Here is a 17157-nt window from a genome sequence, read left to right on the forward strand (position 1 = left end):
AAATTTTAATCATCATGGCTCGTTATACCTGTTCTTATATCGTTAAAACCTCTCTGGGACAACTAGAAGCATTACTTAAGGAATTACTCACTGGTTGCGACTTTGAAGTGACATATCATACCCAGGATTATATGATGGCGCGAGAAATGCCGGGCAAAGTACCATTTTCTAAACTGGTAACGGTTGAAGTTCTCATCGATAGTACAACCGCTACCCCAAGCCAAGTTCAACTGTCATTAGTGGTCAAAAATGATGAACTTCCCCTACAAAGAGATAACCATTGTAGCCAACTTTTTAATGGAGTTCAAGAGGTTATTGCTCAAGATTATCAATGGCAATTAGTGGAGAGCGTTCCTAGCTAATTACTGAAATTCTGTGATATCGTCATCATTAATCATCATGGCTGGATCAATCAGGGTAATATCAAAGGGATCATTGCCGGGTTGGGTAGTAAATTCGTCTCGTTGACGGTATTGATAAACAGCCACCACTTGAGGGCTAAAAACTACTTCATCGCCGTGTTTAAGGTCACAACCTTGGACTTTACGTCCATTGATGCGTAAACCATTAGCACTGGGTCTACCTTTACCATCTCCATCGAGAATGCGGTAATAACTTTGCCCGTCGTCTTTGACAAAGCGCACTAAAGTGGCGTGATGACGGGAAACAAACTGAGAACGAAGACGAATATCACAATCGGGAGATCTCCCGAGACTATAAGAAGGTTCGGTCAAAGAGATTTCCCATCGTCCTTTGTCGTCTTCGACAATCAAAAAATGCTGTTTTTGTTGGCTTGTAGATTGGTAAGTCATTATTTCATTTTGACATTTTTTTCGTTCCACTTAAGACTGGGAAAACTGACGATGTAGCAACAAAGAATTAGTCACCACCATAACGGAACTCGAGGCCATTAGAGCCGCCGAAGCCGCCGGACTGAGGACAAACCCGAAAGGGGGCAATAATAAACCCGCAGCAATGGGAATAGCAAATGTATTATATCCCAAAGCCCAGAACAGATTTTGACGAATTTTTTGGAAAGTCGCTCGACTTAATTGGATCGATTCGACCACATCTAGTAAACGTTCACGCATTAATACAATAGCGGCTGTTTCGAGGGCGACTTCTGTACCCCCATGTAAAGCAATACCAATATCCGCGCTGGCTAAGGCGGGAGCATCATTAATTCCATCTCCTACCATAGCTACGATGGCGGGTTTTTGATCACCCGATTCTAGCCGCAGGGATTCAACGATTTTTGCTTTTTCTTGGGGAGTTACTCCGGAAAATACTTCAGTAATGCCAATTTTCCCTGCAATGATCTCAGCCACTTCCTGATGATCTCCGGTGACAAGCATCACCCTTAAGCCCATTTTTTTAAGCTGTTCTACGGTTTGTTGGGCATCGGCTCTTAAAACATCTTGTAAGCCCATAATTCCCGCTAATTTGCCGGCAACGGCTACATAAACTACCGTTTTTCCTTCTTTGAGTAAACTTTGAACTTTAGCCTCAAGTGTCGCTGAGGGTTCGATTTGATGGGACTCTAACCATTGCTGATTGCCCACTAATACTAATTTTCCCGCTACTACAGCCGATATTCCTAAGCCGGCTTCAGTGGCAAATTGTGCGGCCTCTAAAAAGGGTAATTCTTTTATTTGAGCCGCTTCTACAATGGCGGTTCCTAATGGATGAGTGGTGCCACTTTCTACTGTAGCGGCTAATTGTAGCAATTTATCTGAAGTGATCTCCCCAAGAGTAATACAATCTGTCACTTCTGGATGACCAATGGTCAAGGTACCGGTTTTATCAAAAATTACTGTATCTAATTGATGAACTTTTTCTAAAATATCACCTCCTTTAATTAATAATCCTCGTTCTGCCCCGATACCAGTCCCCACTAAAATTGCCGTAGGCGTGGCTAAACCGAGGGCGCAGGGACAAGCAATCACCAAGACGGAAATGGCCAGTTTTAAACTCAATAATAGGGGCGTGGTGGTCATCGTCATATCCGACATAGACATTTGATGTTCCATTCCCGAAGACATCCCCATCAAAACATCAGGGAACCACTTTGTGCCGATGAAATCCCAAAAAAAGAAAGTCACTGAAGCAATAATCATCACCCCATAGGCAAAATAACCGGCTACCGTATCAGCTAACTGTTGTACGGGGGCTTTACGGGTTTGCGCCTCTTCCACTGAAGCGATAATTTTAGCTAAGGTGGTATCTTCTCCCACTCGAGTTGCTTTTAGGGTAATGGCACCAGAGAGATTTAATGTGCCGCCTATCACCGCTTCTGTGGCTTGTTTGGCCACCGGCATAGATTCACCGGTGATCATCGATTCATCGACGCTTGTTTGTCCTACCACCACTTCACCATCAACCGGAATTTTTTCTCCGGCTAAAACTCTGATCCATTCTCCTACACGCACCTGTTCTACCGGAATTTCGATGCCGGCTTCGGTACTATGAGGATCGCCAATTAAACGCGCAAGGGGAGGGGAAAGGGCAAATAAGGCTTCTATGGCAGCCGAAGCGCGACCTCTGGCCTTCGCTTCTAGGGTACGTCCTAAAAGAATAAACCCTAATAACATCACCGGTTCATCAAAGAAGCATTCCCATCCTAATTGAGGAAAGATCAAAGCAAAAAAACTGGTGAGATAGGTACTAATGGTTCCTAAAGCGACTAAAGTATTCATATTGGGCATTCCGTGCCTTAATCCTCGCCAACCATCCACGAGAATAGAACGGCCTGGTATTAACAGCGCCCCTGTAGCGAGTGCCCAATGAAACCAGATATTGCTGAACAAGGGAATGCTGGGTCCCCCAATATGGCTAATATGTCCAATGGTGGAGAAAATTAATAAGATAGCGGCTACTACTAGCCCCCGAATTTGTTGCTGTCTTTGTTGTTGGTGGCGTTGTGCGGCGCTTACATAACGTTTGGCACTGTGGTTAGATTCGCTACGAGGTTCGCTGGGAAAACCGATGGCACTCAGTTTTTCGGCCAGGACTTGCGGTTGAATCTCATCAGGTGCATATTTCACCACTGCCACTTCTGTGATTAGATTCACACAGGCCGAAATCACGCCTTGATGATGACTCAGTTGGCGTTCAACGGCTTTGACACAGCCTGCACATTTCATGCCTCTTACGTCTAAAATAGCTGTAGCTAATGAGGGTTGAGTGGTGTTTAATTCCGATTGGGGGGAGATTTGTACCATTAAATTCTTATCCTAAACTTCTCCTACTTTTAATCTTAGACAGCAGTCTTTTTAGAGAAAAGACTCGAAAATGAATCGTAATCTTTCTCTAATCATTGACTGGGGTGCGGAACGAGTTCCGCACTATGCTGGCTCAAAAATTAAGCGTTAGTTAACTCAACAGTTCGCACCTTTTGAGAGTAAAAAGAGGCTGATTCTTGTCCTTGAGTACACTCAGCCGCAAAATAGATTAAGTGGTGACTCACTAAACCCACACCGAGGAGGGATTCTATATCTCCCGATTTGAAAGCACTTTTGGCCAATTTCCAAAAGGTTTGCCGATAATGACTAAATATTCCCACCCGAATTAACAAATTCAATAAGATGGTTAATCCTTTACGGATATTAGCCGCAGAGGTCCGAGCCGGACTATTGGGGACCCGAATACGATTAGCATAAGTATGCTTTATATTATAAGCAAATCGCTCGTACAAATACTCTGGCTCGTAGGCCTTAGTAATACAATGATGCCACATGGCGACGACTTGTTCATAAGGCATTAAAAACTCGATATTAGATTCTCGATTTTCAGCAAAATTTAATCTTCCTTCTCGTTCTAAACGTTCCCATAAAGGCGTTTTCGGTAGGGCGTATAAGAGGTTAATGGTTAACATGGGAATTTGAGAGCGGCGAATAAATTCTAAAATTCGTTCGGCCGTTTCTGGGGTATCGGTATCAAAACCAATGATAATTCCAGAAACCACTTCCAACCCGTAGCTATTTAGCGTCTTAATCGCTTCTAAAATTGGCATACTCAGGTTATGTTGTTTAGAAATAGCCTGTAACGCTTGGGGTTCAGGGGTTTCGATGCCGCAGAAAACGGTGCCAAAATAGGCCTCGCGCATCATTTCCAGGATTTTTGGACTCTGGGCCAGGTTAAGGGTGGCTTCACAAGCAAATTGAACGGGATAACCATTGCGCTTTTGCCAGTCAATGAGATGCGGCAATAATTCGGCTAGTGCGCGACGATTACCGGCAAAGTTATCATCTACAAAGTATACGGCCCCCGGATTGCCGGCGGCGATGATGGCATCAAGTTCGGCTAAGACTTGTTGAGGGGTTTTTAGGCGAGGGTTGCGCCCATATAAGGCGGGAATATCACAAAATTCGCATTGATAAGGACAGCCACTGGAAAATTGGACACTAGCAATAAAGTATTGATTCAGCTTGAGCAAGTGATAGGCTGGAATGGGAAACTCGTGCAGAGGTAAACGTTCTCGGGTTTCAAAGCGAATTTGTGCGGCTGGACGTTGATGATGACGATCAATATATTTAATCATCTCATCGGTGGCATCCCCTAACTCGCCAATATGAAGCAGGTCAAAATCTGGATAATATTCTGGACATCCGGAAACCGAAGGCCCACCAATCACGGTAATTTTGCCTTCTGCATGGGCGAGTTGATTAATTCTGTTAATTTGGGGGCGTTGAATGTGCATCCCACTGACGATCACCACATCGGCCCATTGATAATCTTTTTTCTTGGCTAGGGTAATATTTTCGTCAATGAAACGCACTTCCCATTGACTGGGTAAATAGGCAGCCACCACTAAAATTCCTTGAGGCGGCATAAACCCTCTTACATTACCCATTAAGGGGTAAGCATGATGAAATGTGCCAAACGAGCGGCTATATTTGGGAAAAATACATAAAATTCGTCGTTTAGTTTGGGGAATGTAGCGGGTTTTCCCGGTGGGATTTGGCATTTGATTAATTGTCATTCTCGGTGACTCCTCACGTTTAAAAAACAGGAAAAATTTGCCAAAAAGTGTTAATATTTGCAGAAATATGCAAAAAAATAGCGAGAGGCTAAAAGCCACCCTTTTTTTAGCGGTGGGCAGGGTAAAATGATAACCGCCCTGCTATCAGCCGTTTCTAGCCGCTCATGAAAGCCGACCCAAAGGCATTTATTCCCTCTATATCGTACACTGTAAATAATTTAGGATGCTGCCGTAGTCTTTTGATTTAGCGCGGCTTAAGTCTCTGTTGATGCGATGCGTTTTTTGACTCAGTGACATCTTCGCCAGATTTTTGTTAAAAGATGAGAGTTTTTCGCTTCCGTATTATCAGATAAAATTTAGATGCAGTGCATGATTTGCCCAAGTTAGCGAAAAAGGACCGCAATAGCATGAGCGACGAAAATCAAGAACCCATCACAGAAATGGCAGCATCAGCGCGGGACTTAGAAATGACTAGAACTCCGCCCTGGGGAACCGTTACAGTCTTAGAAGAAGGCCCTCGCTACCGCATTAATCGTATTTTGGTTAAACCTGGACATCATATTAGCTGCCAAATGCACTACCATCGCAGTGAACATTGGATTGTGGTATCTGGAACGGCCAGAGTCATTTGTGATGGAAAAGAGACGCTCCTAAAACAAAAAGAATCTACTTATGTTCCCATGAATACTCGTCACCGGGTAGAAAATCCGGGGGTAATTCCTTTAGTGATGATCGAAGTGCAAAATGGGGAATATTTAGGAGACGATGATATTATTCGTTTTCCGGAAGATAGCTAAAAAATTGGCAAAAAATTCCCTGATTTGCCTCTAACTAATTCTATTTAAGTGATAATTATTGTTGGTAAGGGGCGAATCTATTTTTGGTGAAAAGCTTAGTAGGGATAAGCCAGCCAACTGTTAAAATAATCAGAAAACCCTTAGAGCGAGCTACCATGACTACTGTTAAGCCTACCCCAAATCTGTCTCAAACCGTTGAACTCGCCCCTAATTACAAAATTCCCCTATTCTTGATTATTGCCGCTATCCCATTGGTCGGTGTGCAACCAACGGTGAGCCTAGTGATAGCCCTATTGGGCCTATTCTTGCTTATTCAAACCGTCCTGATTCGGCTACAATTTACAGAAACCGACTTAGATGTCTATCGCTCAGGTAAACTGATCCGCCGCTTTCCCTACAAAGACTGGACACATTGGGAAATCTATTGGAATCGCGTCCCCATTCTGTTTTATTTTAGAGAAGTTAAAAGTATTCACTTTTTACCGATTATCTTTGCTCCAGAAACTTTAAAAACTTGTCTAGAACAACGTTGTCCTAAACAAACCAAGTAAAATAAAAGATATAGGCAGAGGGAATTCCATCCCCATCACCGCTTACCAACTGACGCTCACCCCCATTACTCAAGACCTTGATTAATGAATTCTGACGAAACGAAAGGAAAACCTGCACAGATTTCGCAAACAAACTCAGATGACTCCCTAAAATCCTCATCTGAAAAATATGCTATTCCCGATCACTGGCACGCAGAAGAAGCCGCCTTTACTGAACCCGATAGCCCACCGATTAATCTAGAAAGCCCTCAAGACCCATTTGAGTCAGTATTAGATGAAGATCGACCACCTGTTAAATTAGAACCTTTGCCGGTTCTAGCAGAGCCTTTAAAAGTGGAGGAAACTCGCGTTTTGTCTCCTTTAGACCCCACACCGGAACGCCCAGATGAGATAGAACAAACCCTAGAAGATATTTTTTCTCCTAGTATATATGAACTAGAAAGCGACCAAGAGGCTTTTCAACTGAATTCAGAAATTAGCCAACTGCAACAGCAAAAGCAAAAATTAGAGTTAGAAATCAAAGCATTACAAGAACGCAAAACACAAATTCTTCAGCAACAAGTGGCTGAAATTGAAAACACTTTAGGGCAAATGATCAAAGAAGGGTTAAAAGAACTCGAACAACGCAAAAATGCCCTAGAAATATCAGTAGAACAACTCGAACGCCGTCGGGAACGTATCCGAGAAGAAATGCGGACAACCTTTGCCGGCGTGTCTCAAGAATTAGCGATTCGAGTACAAGGATTTAAAGAATATTTAGTCGGCAGTCTACAAGATTTAGCCGCCGCGGCCGAACAATTAGAGTTGCCGAGCTATCAAAATTGGGAAAAACCACAACCTCAACGGACACCCGAACCCCCGCTTCAAAAAATCGAACCCCCTCAACCTCAATATGCTCCTCAAGGGTTTCAAAGCCAGACCCGCCGAATTCGCGAACTTTTAGACCAATACCGCACTCGCCCCGACTATTATGGGCCTCCCTGGCAACTTCGCCGCACTTTTGAACCGATCCATGCTGAACGTGTGCAAAATTGGTTCTTTTCCCAAGGAGGACGAGGCACCATTCGCAGTATGGGCAGTCGTTTACAAAATATTTTAGTGGCCTCAGCAGTGGCTTCAGTGTTGTATAGTCTTTATGGTGATCGCGCTCGGGTTCTGGTGCTTGCCAATAGCCCCGAACGTCTGGGAGAATGGCGACGGGGATTACAGGATTGTTTGGGGATTTCCCGCAGTGATTTTGGACCGGATCGCGGCGTGGTCTTGTTTGAATCTCCAGAAGCTTTAATTCAAAAGGCTGATCGACTGGTAGATGACAAACAAATGCCACTGGTGATCATGGATGAAACCGAAGACCGCATTAATTTATCCCTGTTACAATTTCCTTTGTGGTTAGCTTTTGCTCCTGATCCCCAACAAATGAGCAGTTATGTTTATTAATTAGTCATTAGTCATGGGTCATTAGTCATTAGTCATGGGTCATTAGTCATTAGTCATTAGTCATTAGTCATTAGTCATTAGTCATGGGTCATTAGGGAGAAGTTAAAAGTTAACAATTAACAGTAATTAGTTATAAATTTTAACGGGTGAGCAAGGAGATTAATAACTAATAACTAATAACTAATAACTAACCACTAATAACTAACCACTAATGACTAATAACTAATAACTAATAACTAATAACTAATAACTAATAACTAATAACTAATAACTAATAACTAATAACTAATGACTAATCTAACGCTAATTTCAACAGCAACTCTTATACTTGTTATTGCTTATTTGTTAGGCTCAATTCCTACCGGCTATCTAGCCGGACGCTATCTCAAAGGGATTGATATCCGAGAACATGGTTCGGGTTCCACCGGGGCCACCAATGTTTTAAGAACATTAGGAAAAACCCCTGCCATCGTTGTTTTAGGGATCGACCTGCTCAAAGGCTCGCTTGCTGTGGCTTTGGTGAAATGGCTCTATCTGCTCGAGATTAACCCCTTACCTCAATCTTGGCAAGCTTGGTTAATTATTGGAAGCGGTTTAGCGGCACTGATCGGTCATAGCCGCTCAATTTTTCTGGGATTTGGGGGAGGAAAATCGGTCGCCACTGGTTTAGGGGTGTTATTAGTGATCAATCCTCTGGTAGCAGCCGGAACTTTAGGGAGTTTTCTGGTTATGCTTGGGATATCGCGTATTGTTTCACTGAGTTCGATTACTGGAGCGATCGCCGTTAATCTTTTGATGTGGGGATTGACTCAACCCCTTCCTTATTTATTATTTGCCGCCTTGGCTGGTGTTTATGTCATTATTCGCCACCGTACCAATATTAAGCGCTTAATTGAGGGGACTGAACCGAAAATTGGACAAAAATTGTCCACTGAAGAAATATCCACTAGCTAGGTGTAGGGAGTCAGCTTTGATTAGATTACTCAGGTTTGAGCCACATCAAAGTCTGTCCATATTCGACGGGTTCCCCATTCGCTACTAAAATATCCATGATCTGTCCGGAGGCTTCTGCCTCAATTTCATTCATGAGTTTCATGGCTTCTATAATACAGACCGTTTGTCCTGAACGAATGCGATCATTAATCTCCACAAAGGCGGCTTCATCGGGTCCCGGCGCGCGGTAGAATGTGCCTACCATTGGGGAAGTAATGGGAACCCAGTTTTTATCAATGGTGGGGGGTGTGGGTTCATCAGCTAGGGGTTCGCTTTTAGTAACCTTGGGTTGTGGAGGGGGTGAGGGCGCAGAGGGGATCACCACTTCCGGCGTAGGCTTTTCAGTAACCGGTGCTACGGGTAGGGTTAGGGTTCCCTTGCGGACGGTCAGTTCAAATTCTTCACTTTTTAAAACTAATTCCGTAATATCTGTTTGGGAGATAGTTCCTAATAGTTCCCGAAGTTCGTTAAAATTAATCGACACTAATGATACTTCCTATAAGTTTTTCTAAGGGATAGGAGGGAGCAGTTGTCAGAGATCGAAAAAAATCTAATTGACAACTGGGCTGGGGTCGGGAACTCGTTCCCGACTGAATCATCAATAACACAAAAATGTTTATTCCCGACCCAGATAAGACCCATCACGGGTATCTACTTTAATTCGTTCACCGATGGAGATGAATAAAGGAACCATCACTTGGGCACCGGTTTCAACGATAGCGGGTTTACTGCCGCCTGTGGCGGTATCGCCTTTGACACCTGGGTCGGTTTCAGTCACTTCTAGAATAACAGAGGTAGGAAGTTCTACTTCTAATACTTGATCATTCCAGAACAAGATATTAACTTCCATCTGTTCTTTAAGATATTTAGAGCGATCCCCCAATTGATTAGGGTTTAGCCGCGCTTCGTCATAGGTTTCCATATCCATAAAGACGTATTGATCAGCGTCTTTATAGGTATATTGCATAGTTTTCTTTTCGATGGTTGCCTGGGGAAGGCTTTCGCCTGCGCGGAAGGTTCGTTCTACAACGTTGCCACTTTGAACATTTTTTAATTTAGTGCGAACGAAAGCAGAGCCTTTACCTGGTTTAACGTGGAGAAACTCCACAACTCGCCAGACTGACCCGTCTATTTCGATTGTAGTACCGCTCCGAAAATCATTACTCGAAATCATGAAGGGATTAACTTTACAAAGATCAAGATTACATTTTACCATTCATTAGTCATTAGTCATTAGTCTTTAGTCGTTAGGCTTAGTTAGCAGTGACTAATGACTAACCCTATTGACAAGAGTAGAGCCGACAACTTACAAAGTTACAGTGGAGGGGCTTGATAAGTTTAAACATTAATTAAGATTGATGAAACCAGTAAAACAGTTTTGGCTCGATTGGTTTACACGATTACTGAAGACCTCTTTAGTAACCCTGTTATTTGCGACCCTCTCAATGGGGATCTCGAGTGCAGGATGGTGTCTGCCCATTGGGCAACCTATGGTAATTGCTGTTCTAGCCCAAGGTGATGCGGTCACCGATCCTAGAGCAATTTTACGCAATGCTTTACCGATTGACAATTCAACCATCCGAACGGTTCAAGCTGATCTCGAAGGACTAGGTAAATATCTCAAGGCTAAACGTTGGAGTTCAGTCAAAAAAGACCTTAAAAATGCCGCTTTTTTGCTAACCCTTCGGCGCGACTCGATTTTAAAAAGTATACCTGATGAACGCCAACCCGAGGCAGTGGCATTAATTGATCAACTCACATCCGGAGTCGATCAACTTGTCGAGGTCGCCGATGCTCAAGATAAGCAACAACTATTGCTCACTTCCAAGGAATTACTGCCTAAAATTACTCAGCTAGAGGAATTAATGATAGAAGGGTTTCCTTTTGATGTGCCCTCTGAATACGCTAATTTACCTCAACTCAAAGGACGTGCCACTATAGAAGTGAAAACCACTCAAGGGGATTTAACTTTAATTGTGGATGGCTATAGTGCCCCTGTCAATGCGGGTAACTTCGTTGACTTGGTACAGCGTGGGTTTTATGATGGTTTACCTTTCTTACGTTCTGAGGATGATTTTGTCATTCAAACGGGTGATCCTCTAGGAAAAGAAGAAGGGTTTATTGACCCTAAAACCGGAGAGTATCGGGCCATTCCTTTAGAAGTATTGATGAAAGGCGAAGAAGCGCCTATCTATGGTATGACTTTGGAGGATGCAGGTATTTATCTGCCTAATTTGGCTTTACCGTTTAGTGCTTATGGTGCTGTGGCTTTAGCCCGTCCGGAATTTGACCCTAATGGCGGTTCTTCTCAGTTTTTCTTTTTTAAGTTTGATAATGAATTAACTCCTCCTGGATTTAATTTAATGGATGGACGTTATTCGGTTTTTGGCTATTTAGTCGACGGAAAAGACGTTCTCAAAAAACTGACTGATAAGGACAAAGTTATCTCGGCTAAAGTGGTGGATGGTTTAGATAATTTAGTCGAGCCGCCTGCCAGCTAATTCATTTTTGTGTTTATTGCTATTAAATAAAAGTAAAGTTTTAGTCAGGGAATTAATTCCTTGACTATTCTTTTTAAAGAGAGAAGGAGAAAGCTTGACGGGGTGAAAAGCCAGATTTTATAAAATTATTAAAAAAAAGAGTTAATTATGGGAATAGATGTAGAATTTAAGCAAATCCCTTGGCAGTTACTTGAAAAAATAAAAGATAATTTTGGATGATGATTATCTAAATTTTTTCTTAGCTCAATATCATTTATTGAAGGAATATTATCAAGATGCAAGCCTAAAGAATAATGCTATTTTGCTTTATCTAACATAAAATGTAAAACTTATGAGTGCTAAATCAGCCCGTTTTTACACGCTAATTTCAATTGGTGCCGCCCTAGCAACCATTGCTCTCAAATTTGGGGCTTACTGGTTCACAGGTTCAGTCGGGTTACTTTCAGATGCTCTTGAATCAGGAATTAACCTCATCGCTGCCTTATTTGCTTTTTGGGCGCTGTCGTTAGCTGCTAAACCCCCTGATTTTGAACATCCTTTTGGTCATTCTAAAGCGGAGTATTTTTCTAGTGGGTTAGAAAGTGCTTTAATTGTGGTAGCGGCGCTCAGTATTAGCGTAGCGGCTTGCGAACGTTTATTTAATCTTCAACCCTTAGAACAAATAGGAATTGGCTTAGGATTATCTCTAATCGCCACAGCAATTAACGCGGCAGTAGCTTGGGTTCTTTTGCGTGCGGGTAAACGTTTAAATTCAATTACCCTTCGCGCTGATGCTCACCACATTTTAACTGATGTCTGGACTTCGGTAGGAGTGGTTATTGGCATTCTTTTGGTTAAATTAACCGGTTGGTTGATAATAGATCCCATCATCGCGCTATTAGTAGCGGCTAATATTATTTTTACAGGCGTAAAACTGTTACGAGAAACGGCTTCTGCTTTGTTAGATCATTCTTTATCAAGAGAAGATTTAAGAAAGATTACGGATATTTTTATGGTTTATGAAAATGACGAAATTCAATTTCAAGAACTGAGAACTCGTCAAGCCGGTATCAAACGTTTTATTTCTTTTAAAATTGTCGTGCCTGGAGAATGGACTGTCAAGCGTGGACATCAACTTTGTGAAGAGATAGAACAAGCCATTATTGATGCTTTACCGACAACAGATATCAATACTCACTTGGAACCTAAAGGCTAAGAGACTGTTTGCCAACTAAATCGGTAGGCTGGGGTGCAACGCTCGTGTTCCGCACTACTGTAGTGTAATGTTTTCCAATAAACAGTTACCAATAATCAGACAATCCCGTCCTTGCTCTTTAGCTTCATACAAGGCTCTATCGGCCGAAGCAATTAAAATTTTAGGTGATAATTTTGGATAAGGAATTACACTAGCTACCCCAATACTTAAAGTAATATAGTTTTTATCTTTTGCAGTCTGATGAGGAATTTTCAGTTGCTGGACTTTCTCTTGAATGACTTTAGCAACGGTGATAGCGCCTTCAGTTGCAGTATTACCGAGAATAATGACAAATTCTTCCCCGCCATAACGAGCCACTAAATCGGTTGGACGTTTAACAGCACGGCTAATAGCTTTAGCAATTTCAATTAAACATTCATCTCCCTTTAGATGACCATAGGTATCATTATATTTTTTAAAATAATCTACATCACAAAGAATTAAGGATAAAGGTTCTTGTTCCCGGCGACAGCGTTGCCATTCTTTCGCTAAAGTTTCATCAAAACAAAGACGGTTAGCTACTCCGGTTAAACCATCAACTCTAGCCAGGCGTTGTAATTCTAATTCCATCAATTTCCGTTGTGTAATATCCCGCACGGTAATTGAGAAACCGTCCCCGAGTTTTAAGGCGATAAAATGATACCATCGTTCATCATTTTCTTTTTTATAAAAAAAATCTTTTTCTAAGGGTTTACCGGTTTTTACCACTTCGACAAAATTATTAAATAATTTAGCATCAAGATTTTGTAAAAAAATTTTCAGCATAATTTTTCCGATCAACTTTTCTTTTTTATATCTCAACATTCTGGTCATCACGGGATTGACTAAAAGACAGCGAAAATCGATAATTGCACCGGCTTGATCGCGGATTGATTGTAACGCGGCTATGCCATCCATAGAACTGTTTAAAACACTGTTAATTAACGCACGAGATTGATATAAAATTTCTTCTGTTTCTTTGCGTTTTTCTATTTCTGCTTGCAATTCTAATTCTTTTTCCTGACGCTTTTTTATTTCAGCTTGTAACTGTTTTTTTTGTCTCTGAATGATCAATTGATTTTCGATCCGTGCCATTAGTTCCGCTTCTTGAAAAGGTTTAGTAATATAGTCTACTCCCCCCACTTGAAAGGCTTTAACTTTACTAAATACTTCATCTAAAGCACTTAAAAAAATTATCGGTATTTCTGAAGTTTGGGCATCAGCTTTGATTCGTTCACAAAATTGATAGCCATCCATTTCTGGCATTCTAATATCTAATAAAATTAAATCAGGGAGAGTGGAATAAACGGCTTTTAAAGCACTATTCGCATTAATAGCTTTTCGAATTTTATAACCTTTTTTAGCTAAAATTTCTGATAAAATACGTAAATTATTAGCTTGGTCATCAACAATTAAAATATTTTCAGATTGATCCGTCTCATCGGGTGGGTTCATTTTGCTTTTAACTGTTCAATAATTGTCGGAATTTCATCGATTTTAAATTGAGCAACTAAATGGGTTAAGGCTTTAGCTAAGTCAGTTTTATTTGAGGGTATTTTCTCAATCAAACTTAGCACTAACTCCTCATCTAAATCGATACTAGCTTGCTCAAGTTGCACTAACCATTGAAACGGCATACCTTGAAAACTTTCGGCAGTCAGCTTCAATTTAGATTGGGGTTTAGGCTCTCGAGGTTCTTGACTATAAATATAACGAACTCCTAAATGTTTAGCCATAATCTCAAAAATGGTCGATTGCTGAAAGGGTTTTCTGACGAAATCATCACAACCGCAAGAAAGAATGAGGGCTTTTTCTTCTTCTAAAACTGAGGCGGTGATAGCAATAATTACGGTCGCTTGGCTTTTGCGTTTAATATATTTAGTGGCTTCATAACCATTCATCACAGGCATTCTTATGTCCATCCAAATTAAATGAGGTTGCCAATTTTTCCAAATAGCAATTGCTTCTAGACCCTGACAAGCTTCTTTAACTTCAAACCCGACAAAATTAAGCAACTTGGTTAACAATTTTCGATTCTGAGATTGATCATCAACCACGAGAATTCTATAACGGGGTTGATTGGATTCAAGGGCAATAACACGGGATAAAGATAATGGGGTTAAGCGTGCAGTTGGCTCGCCTATATTCACTCTAATCGTAAAGCTAAAAGTGGTGCCAACACCGACTCGACTTTCAACGCTAAAATCTCCTCCCATTAATTGCACAAATTGGCGGCTAATGGCTAACCCTAACCCTGTGCCGTCTTGAGAGTTTTGACCGCTTTGAGTTTGACTGAATGTTTTAAACAGTAGGTCTAATTCGCTCTGAGCAATTCCTACTCCGGTATCCTGCACCCTAAATAATAATGTTGTCGGCGTTTTTGCTTCAGTTTGAACATAAACCCCTATTTTTCCCACATGGGTAAACTTGAGGGCATTGCTGAGGAGATTGATTAAAACTTGGCGTAATTTGACCTCATCGGTGTTAACATATCGAGGCACATCGGCAGGGATTTCAAAATTAAGTTTTAATCCTCGAGTGGCGGCTTCTAAATCAAACATCTCGTCTATTTCACCTAATAGGTGATAGAGGTCAAAATCCTTGGGGTTTAATGTGGTTTTTCCCGCTTCAATTTTGGCAATAGTTAAGATATTATTGATTAGATTCAGGAGATATTCGCCACTGCGGTTAATAATTTCTACATTTTCTTGATCTGCCGCCGATAAATCACCCGAAGCGGCCATCAGTTGGGAAAACCCTAAAATCGCATTTAGGGGACTTCGCAATTCATGACTCATATTAGCGATAAAGGTGCTTTTAGTTTGGTTAGCTACTTCGGCTTTTTCCTTAGCTTGGGCGAGTTCTGCGGTTCGTTGGTTCACTTGTGCTTCTAGGGTGCGGTTATAGTCGGCCAGAATTTGCTCGGTTTGTTTACGTTGAGTAATGTCTTGAAAAGCGGCTATAGCATAGACGATATTTCCCATTTCATCATAAATCGGTGTTGCCCAAACTTCTAGAGGGACAATTTTATCGAGTTGATGGAGTTCCATATCTTCAACGTAAGTGGTTTTTCCCTTTAAAGCACGAGCAATGGGTAAAGCGTCTGTGGGATAGAGTTCAAGGGTTCCTGCTTGATAAGTGTGGTAGGCTTGGGTTAATTGCTCCATTTCGGCTTCTAAGGGGCTAGAAATCCCTAATAGCTCTAGGCTTTTTCGATTAGCGTAGTACAGCTTTCCTTTGGTATCGTGAACAGAAATACCTACAGGCACAGCTTCGAGAAACTGACTCAAACGATGTTGAGAGTTGTGCAGTTGGGCAAAGGTTTTTTGCAGTTGCTCCGCCATCATATTGAAGGATTTAGCCAGTTCTCCGAGTTCATCAGTACGATTAACCGGTACGGTTTTATCCCATTCTCCTTGGGCAATATTTTTAGCCGCTTGATTTAATTTTAAAATCGGTTGAGTGACCCAACGAGTTGTTAAAACACCGAGAACTATAGCGATTAACAAGGCCAATACCGATAAAATTATTGTTGTCTGGGTATTAGCGTCAATATTTGCCATAAAGTCCGATTCAGGAATCACTACCACCGTGAGCCAATTTAACCCTCTGTCTCGTTGAGTCGGAATCACTTGTAAAAAGTAGCGCTGATGATTCACTGTAAAGCTGGTATCATAATGTCCCTTAATCTGCCGAAAATCGGCAAAAGAATGTAATAAAAATTCAGTGGCACTTCGAGTTAAAAAATTCTCACTTTTCAGCGCGGCTTTTCGTCGTCTTTTCGGATCGAGATTTTTGGCTCTAGTGGTTTCTACCTGTTGGGTAAAGGGGGTTTCTCTGGTGGATGTTGCGATGAGAAAGCCTTGTTCATCAATGATAAATGCTTCGCCGCTTTTGCCAATTTTTAAACTCTCTAAAAAATCTCCCATCTGTTCGAGATGAAAGGTAGATGACACTACGCCTTTAAATTCTTTATTCTGATTATAAAAAGGGGAAAAGTAAGCCAGCATCAGTAAGGGTTGGTTTTGCCCTCTCACCGCAGAAACTACCATGCGCCAAGAGGGTTTTTTTGAGTTTTTCGTGGCTGTATACCAAGGATCATTAGGGGGATCTTTATAGGGATCGTAGGAATGGCTGGAAATTAATTGAATTTTTTGCTGTTTATTATTGAGTTGATAATTTTCGATTTTTCCCCTTGTGGATGGATCGTACAGTCTTAAAATAATTGAACCATCATCAAGCCTTTCCATCGCTCTAAATTTTTTTTTATCGTTGGTGATCATGACTGCACTCAGTTGTCTAAAAATATGGATTTGTTGCCACAAAACTGTTTCGAGTGCTGGTAAATCTTGTGAATCTAAAATATTTTGCTCGAGAAGGCTTGCATTATTTTGGACGACTTGTTCTAAAATATTAATATAGCTGTCTAAATTTTGCTCGATGCGATAGCCGATTTCATTCATTAAGTGATAAGCTAATTCTTCTACGGCTTTTTGTCCATTTCTAAATGATAAATATCCCACTAACCCCACTGTGCCAAAAATTTGCAGCACAAAGGGAGCAATGAAGATAAAATGCAGAGGGAGTTTAGTGATAATACGACTTAAAAACATTTTTAGGCAGTCATGGGAAAATTAAAATCCAATCAGCAGAAAGTTGGAGAAATTTTGGTTAATGCCAAAAT

General features: G+C 41.4%; 14 protein-coding genes. 7 read left to right on the forward strand and 7 right to left on the reverse strand.

The window, feature by feature from the left end:
• Positions 1-14 precede the first annotated feature (14 nt).
• Positions 15-362: a hypothetical protein gene (locus CYAN7822_RS19640; RefSeq protein ID WP_013324001.1), complete on the forward strand. Its 348-nt coding sequence runs from the start codon at positions 15-17 to the stop codon at positions 360-362.
• Here CYAN7822_RS19640 and CYAN7822_RS19645 read toward each other — a convergent pair whose 3' ends face one another.
• From CYAN7822_RS19645 to CYAN7822_RS19655, 3 genes are all read right to left on the reverse strand, one after another.
• A complete protein-coding gene (locus CYAN7822_RS19645; protein WP_013324002.1) occupies positions 363-812 on the reverse strand; it encodes an FHA domain-containing protein in 450 nt (149 codons plus the stop codon).
• A gap of 30 nt (positions 813-842) precedes the next feature.
• A complete protein-coding gene (locus tag CYAN7822_RS19650) occupies positions 843-3221 on the reverse strand; it encodes a heavy metal translocating P-type ATPase (protein ID WP_013324003.1) in 2379 nt (792 codons plus the stop codon).
• Positions 3222-3361: 140 nt separating this feature from the next.
• Positions 3362-4981 (reverse strand): B12-binding domain-containing radical SAM protein, encoded by a 1620-nt coding sequence (locus CYAN7822_RS19655; RefSeq protein WP_013324004.1) that lies wholly within the window; start codon positions 4979-4981, stop codon positions 3362-3364.
• Positions 4982-5388: 407 nt separating this feature from the next.
• Here CYAN7822_RS19655 and CYAN7822_RS19660 point away from each other — a divergent pair, with 407 nt between their 5' ends.
• The 4 genes from CYAN7822_RS19660 to plsY all read left to right on the forward strand — a co-directional run bounded on the left by CYAN7822_RS19660 (position 5389) and on the right by plsY (position 8720).
• On the forward strand, positions 5389-5778 hold the full coding sequence (locus CYAN7822_RS19660; RefSeq protein WP_013324005.1) for a phosphomannose isomerase type II C-terminal cupin domain: 390 nt from the start codon (positions 5389-5391) through the stop codon (positions 5776-5778).
• Positions 5779-5933: 155 nt separating this feature from the next.
• Positions 5934-6329 (forward strand): DUF3119 family protein, encoded by a 396-nt coding sequence (locus CYAN7822_RS19665; protein ID WP_013324006.1) that lies wholly within the window; start codon positions 5934-5936, stop codon positions 6327-6329.
• Between the two features lie 84 nt (positions 6330-6413).
• On the forward strand, positions 6414-7766 hold the full coding sequence (locus CYAN7822_RS19670) for a DUF3086 domain-containing protein (protein ID WP_013324007.1): 1353 nt from the start codon (positions 6414-6416) through the stop codon (positions 7764-7766).
• A 288-nt stretch (positions 7767-8054) separates the two neighbouring features.
• Positions 8055-8720 (forward strand): glycerol-3-phosphate 1-O-acyltransferase PlsY, encoded by a 666-nt coding sequence (gene plsY, locus CYAN7822_RS19675; protein WP_013324008.1) that lies wholly within the window; start codon positions 8055-8057, stop codon positions 8718-8720.
• A gap of 25 nt (positions 8721-8745) precedes the next feature.
• Here the strand turns inward: plsY and accB are convergent, their stop codons facing one another.
• Together accB and efp are read right to left on the reverse strand one after the other, a co-directional pair.
• Positions 8746-9243: an acetyl-CoA carboxylase biotin carboxyl carrier protein gene (accB, locus tag CYAN7822_RS19680; protein ID WP_013324009.1), complete on the reverse strand. Its 498-nt coding sequence runs from the start codon at positions 9241-9243 to the stop codon at positions 8746-8748.
• A 132-nt stretch (positions 9244-9375) separates the two neighbouring features.
• Positions 9376-9933 carry an elongation factor P gene (gene efp, locus CYAN7822_RS19685; RefSeq protein ID WP_013324010.1) on the reverse strand — a complete coding sequence of 186 codons (558 nt, stop codon included), beginning with the start codon at positions 9931-9933 and terminating at the stop codon, positions 9376-9378.
• Between the two features lie 271 nt (positions 9934-10204).
• Between efp and CYAN7822_RS19690 the strand changes: the two genes are divergently transcribed.
• Both CYAN7822_RS19690 and CYAN7822_RS19695 read left to right on the forward strand, forming a co-directional pair.
• Positions 10205-11260: a peptidylprolyl isomerase gene (locus CYAN7822_RS19690; RefSeq protein WP_245602773.1), complete on the forward strand. Its 1056-nt coding sequence runs from the start codon at positions 10205-10207 to the stop codon at positions 11258-11260.
• 331 nt (positions 11261-11591) lie between these two features.
• Positions 11592-12455 carry a cation diffusion facilitator family transporter gene (locus tag CYAN7822_RS19695; RefSeq protein WP_013324012.1) on the forward strand — a complete coding sequence of 288 codons (864 nt, stop codon included), beginning with the start codon at positions 11592-11594 and terminating at the stop codon, positions 12453-12455.
• Positions 12456-12509: 54 nt separating this feature from the next.
• On the opposite strand, the gene CYAN7822_RS19700 is transcribed toward CYAN7822_RS19695, so the two are convergent.
• Entirely contained in the window at positions 12510-13928 is a 1419-nt protein-coding gene (locus tag CYAN7822_RS19700; RefSeq protein WP_013324013.1) for a GGDEF domain-containing response regulator, read from the reverse strand.
• Positions 13925-17086, reverse strand: a complete 3162-nt coding sequence (locus tag CYAN7822_RS19705) for an ATP-binding protein (protein ID WP_013324014.1) — start codon at positions 17084-17086, stop codon at positions 13925-13927. The genes CYAN7822_RS19700 and CYAN7822_RS19705 overlap by 4 nt, the downstream gene beginning before the upstream one ends.
• Between the last annotated feature and the right edge of the window lie 71 nt (positions 17087-17157).

The sequence above is a fragment of the Gloeothece verrucosa PCC 7822 genome (assembly GCF_000147335.1).
Taxonomy (GTDB): domain Bacteria; phylum Cyanobacteriota; class Cyanobacteriia; order Cyanobacteriales; family Microcystaceae; genus Gloeothece; species Gloeothece verrucosa.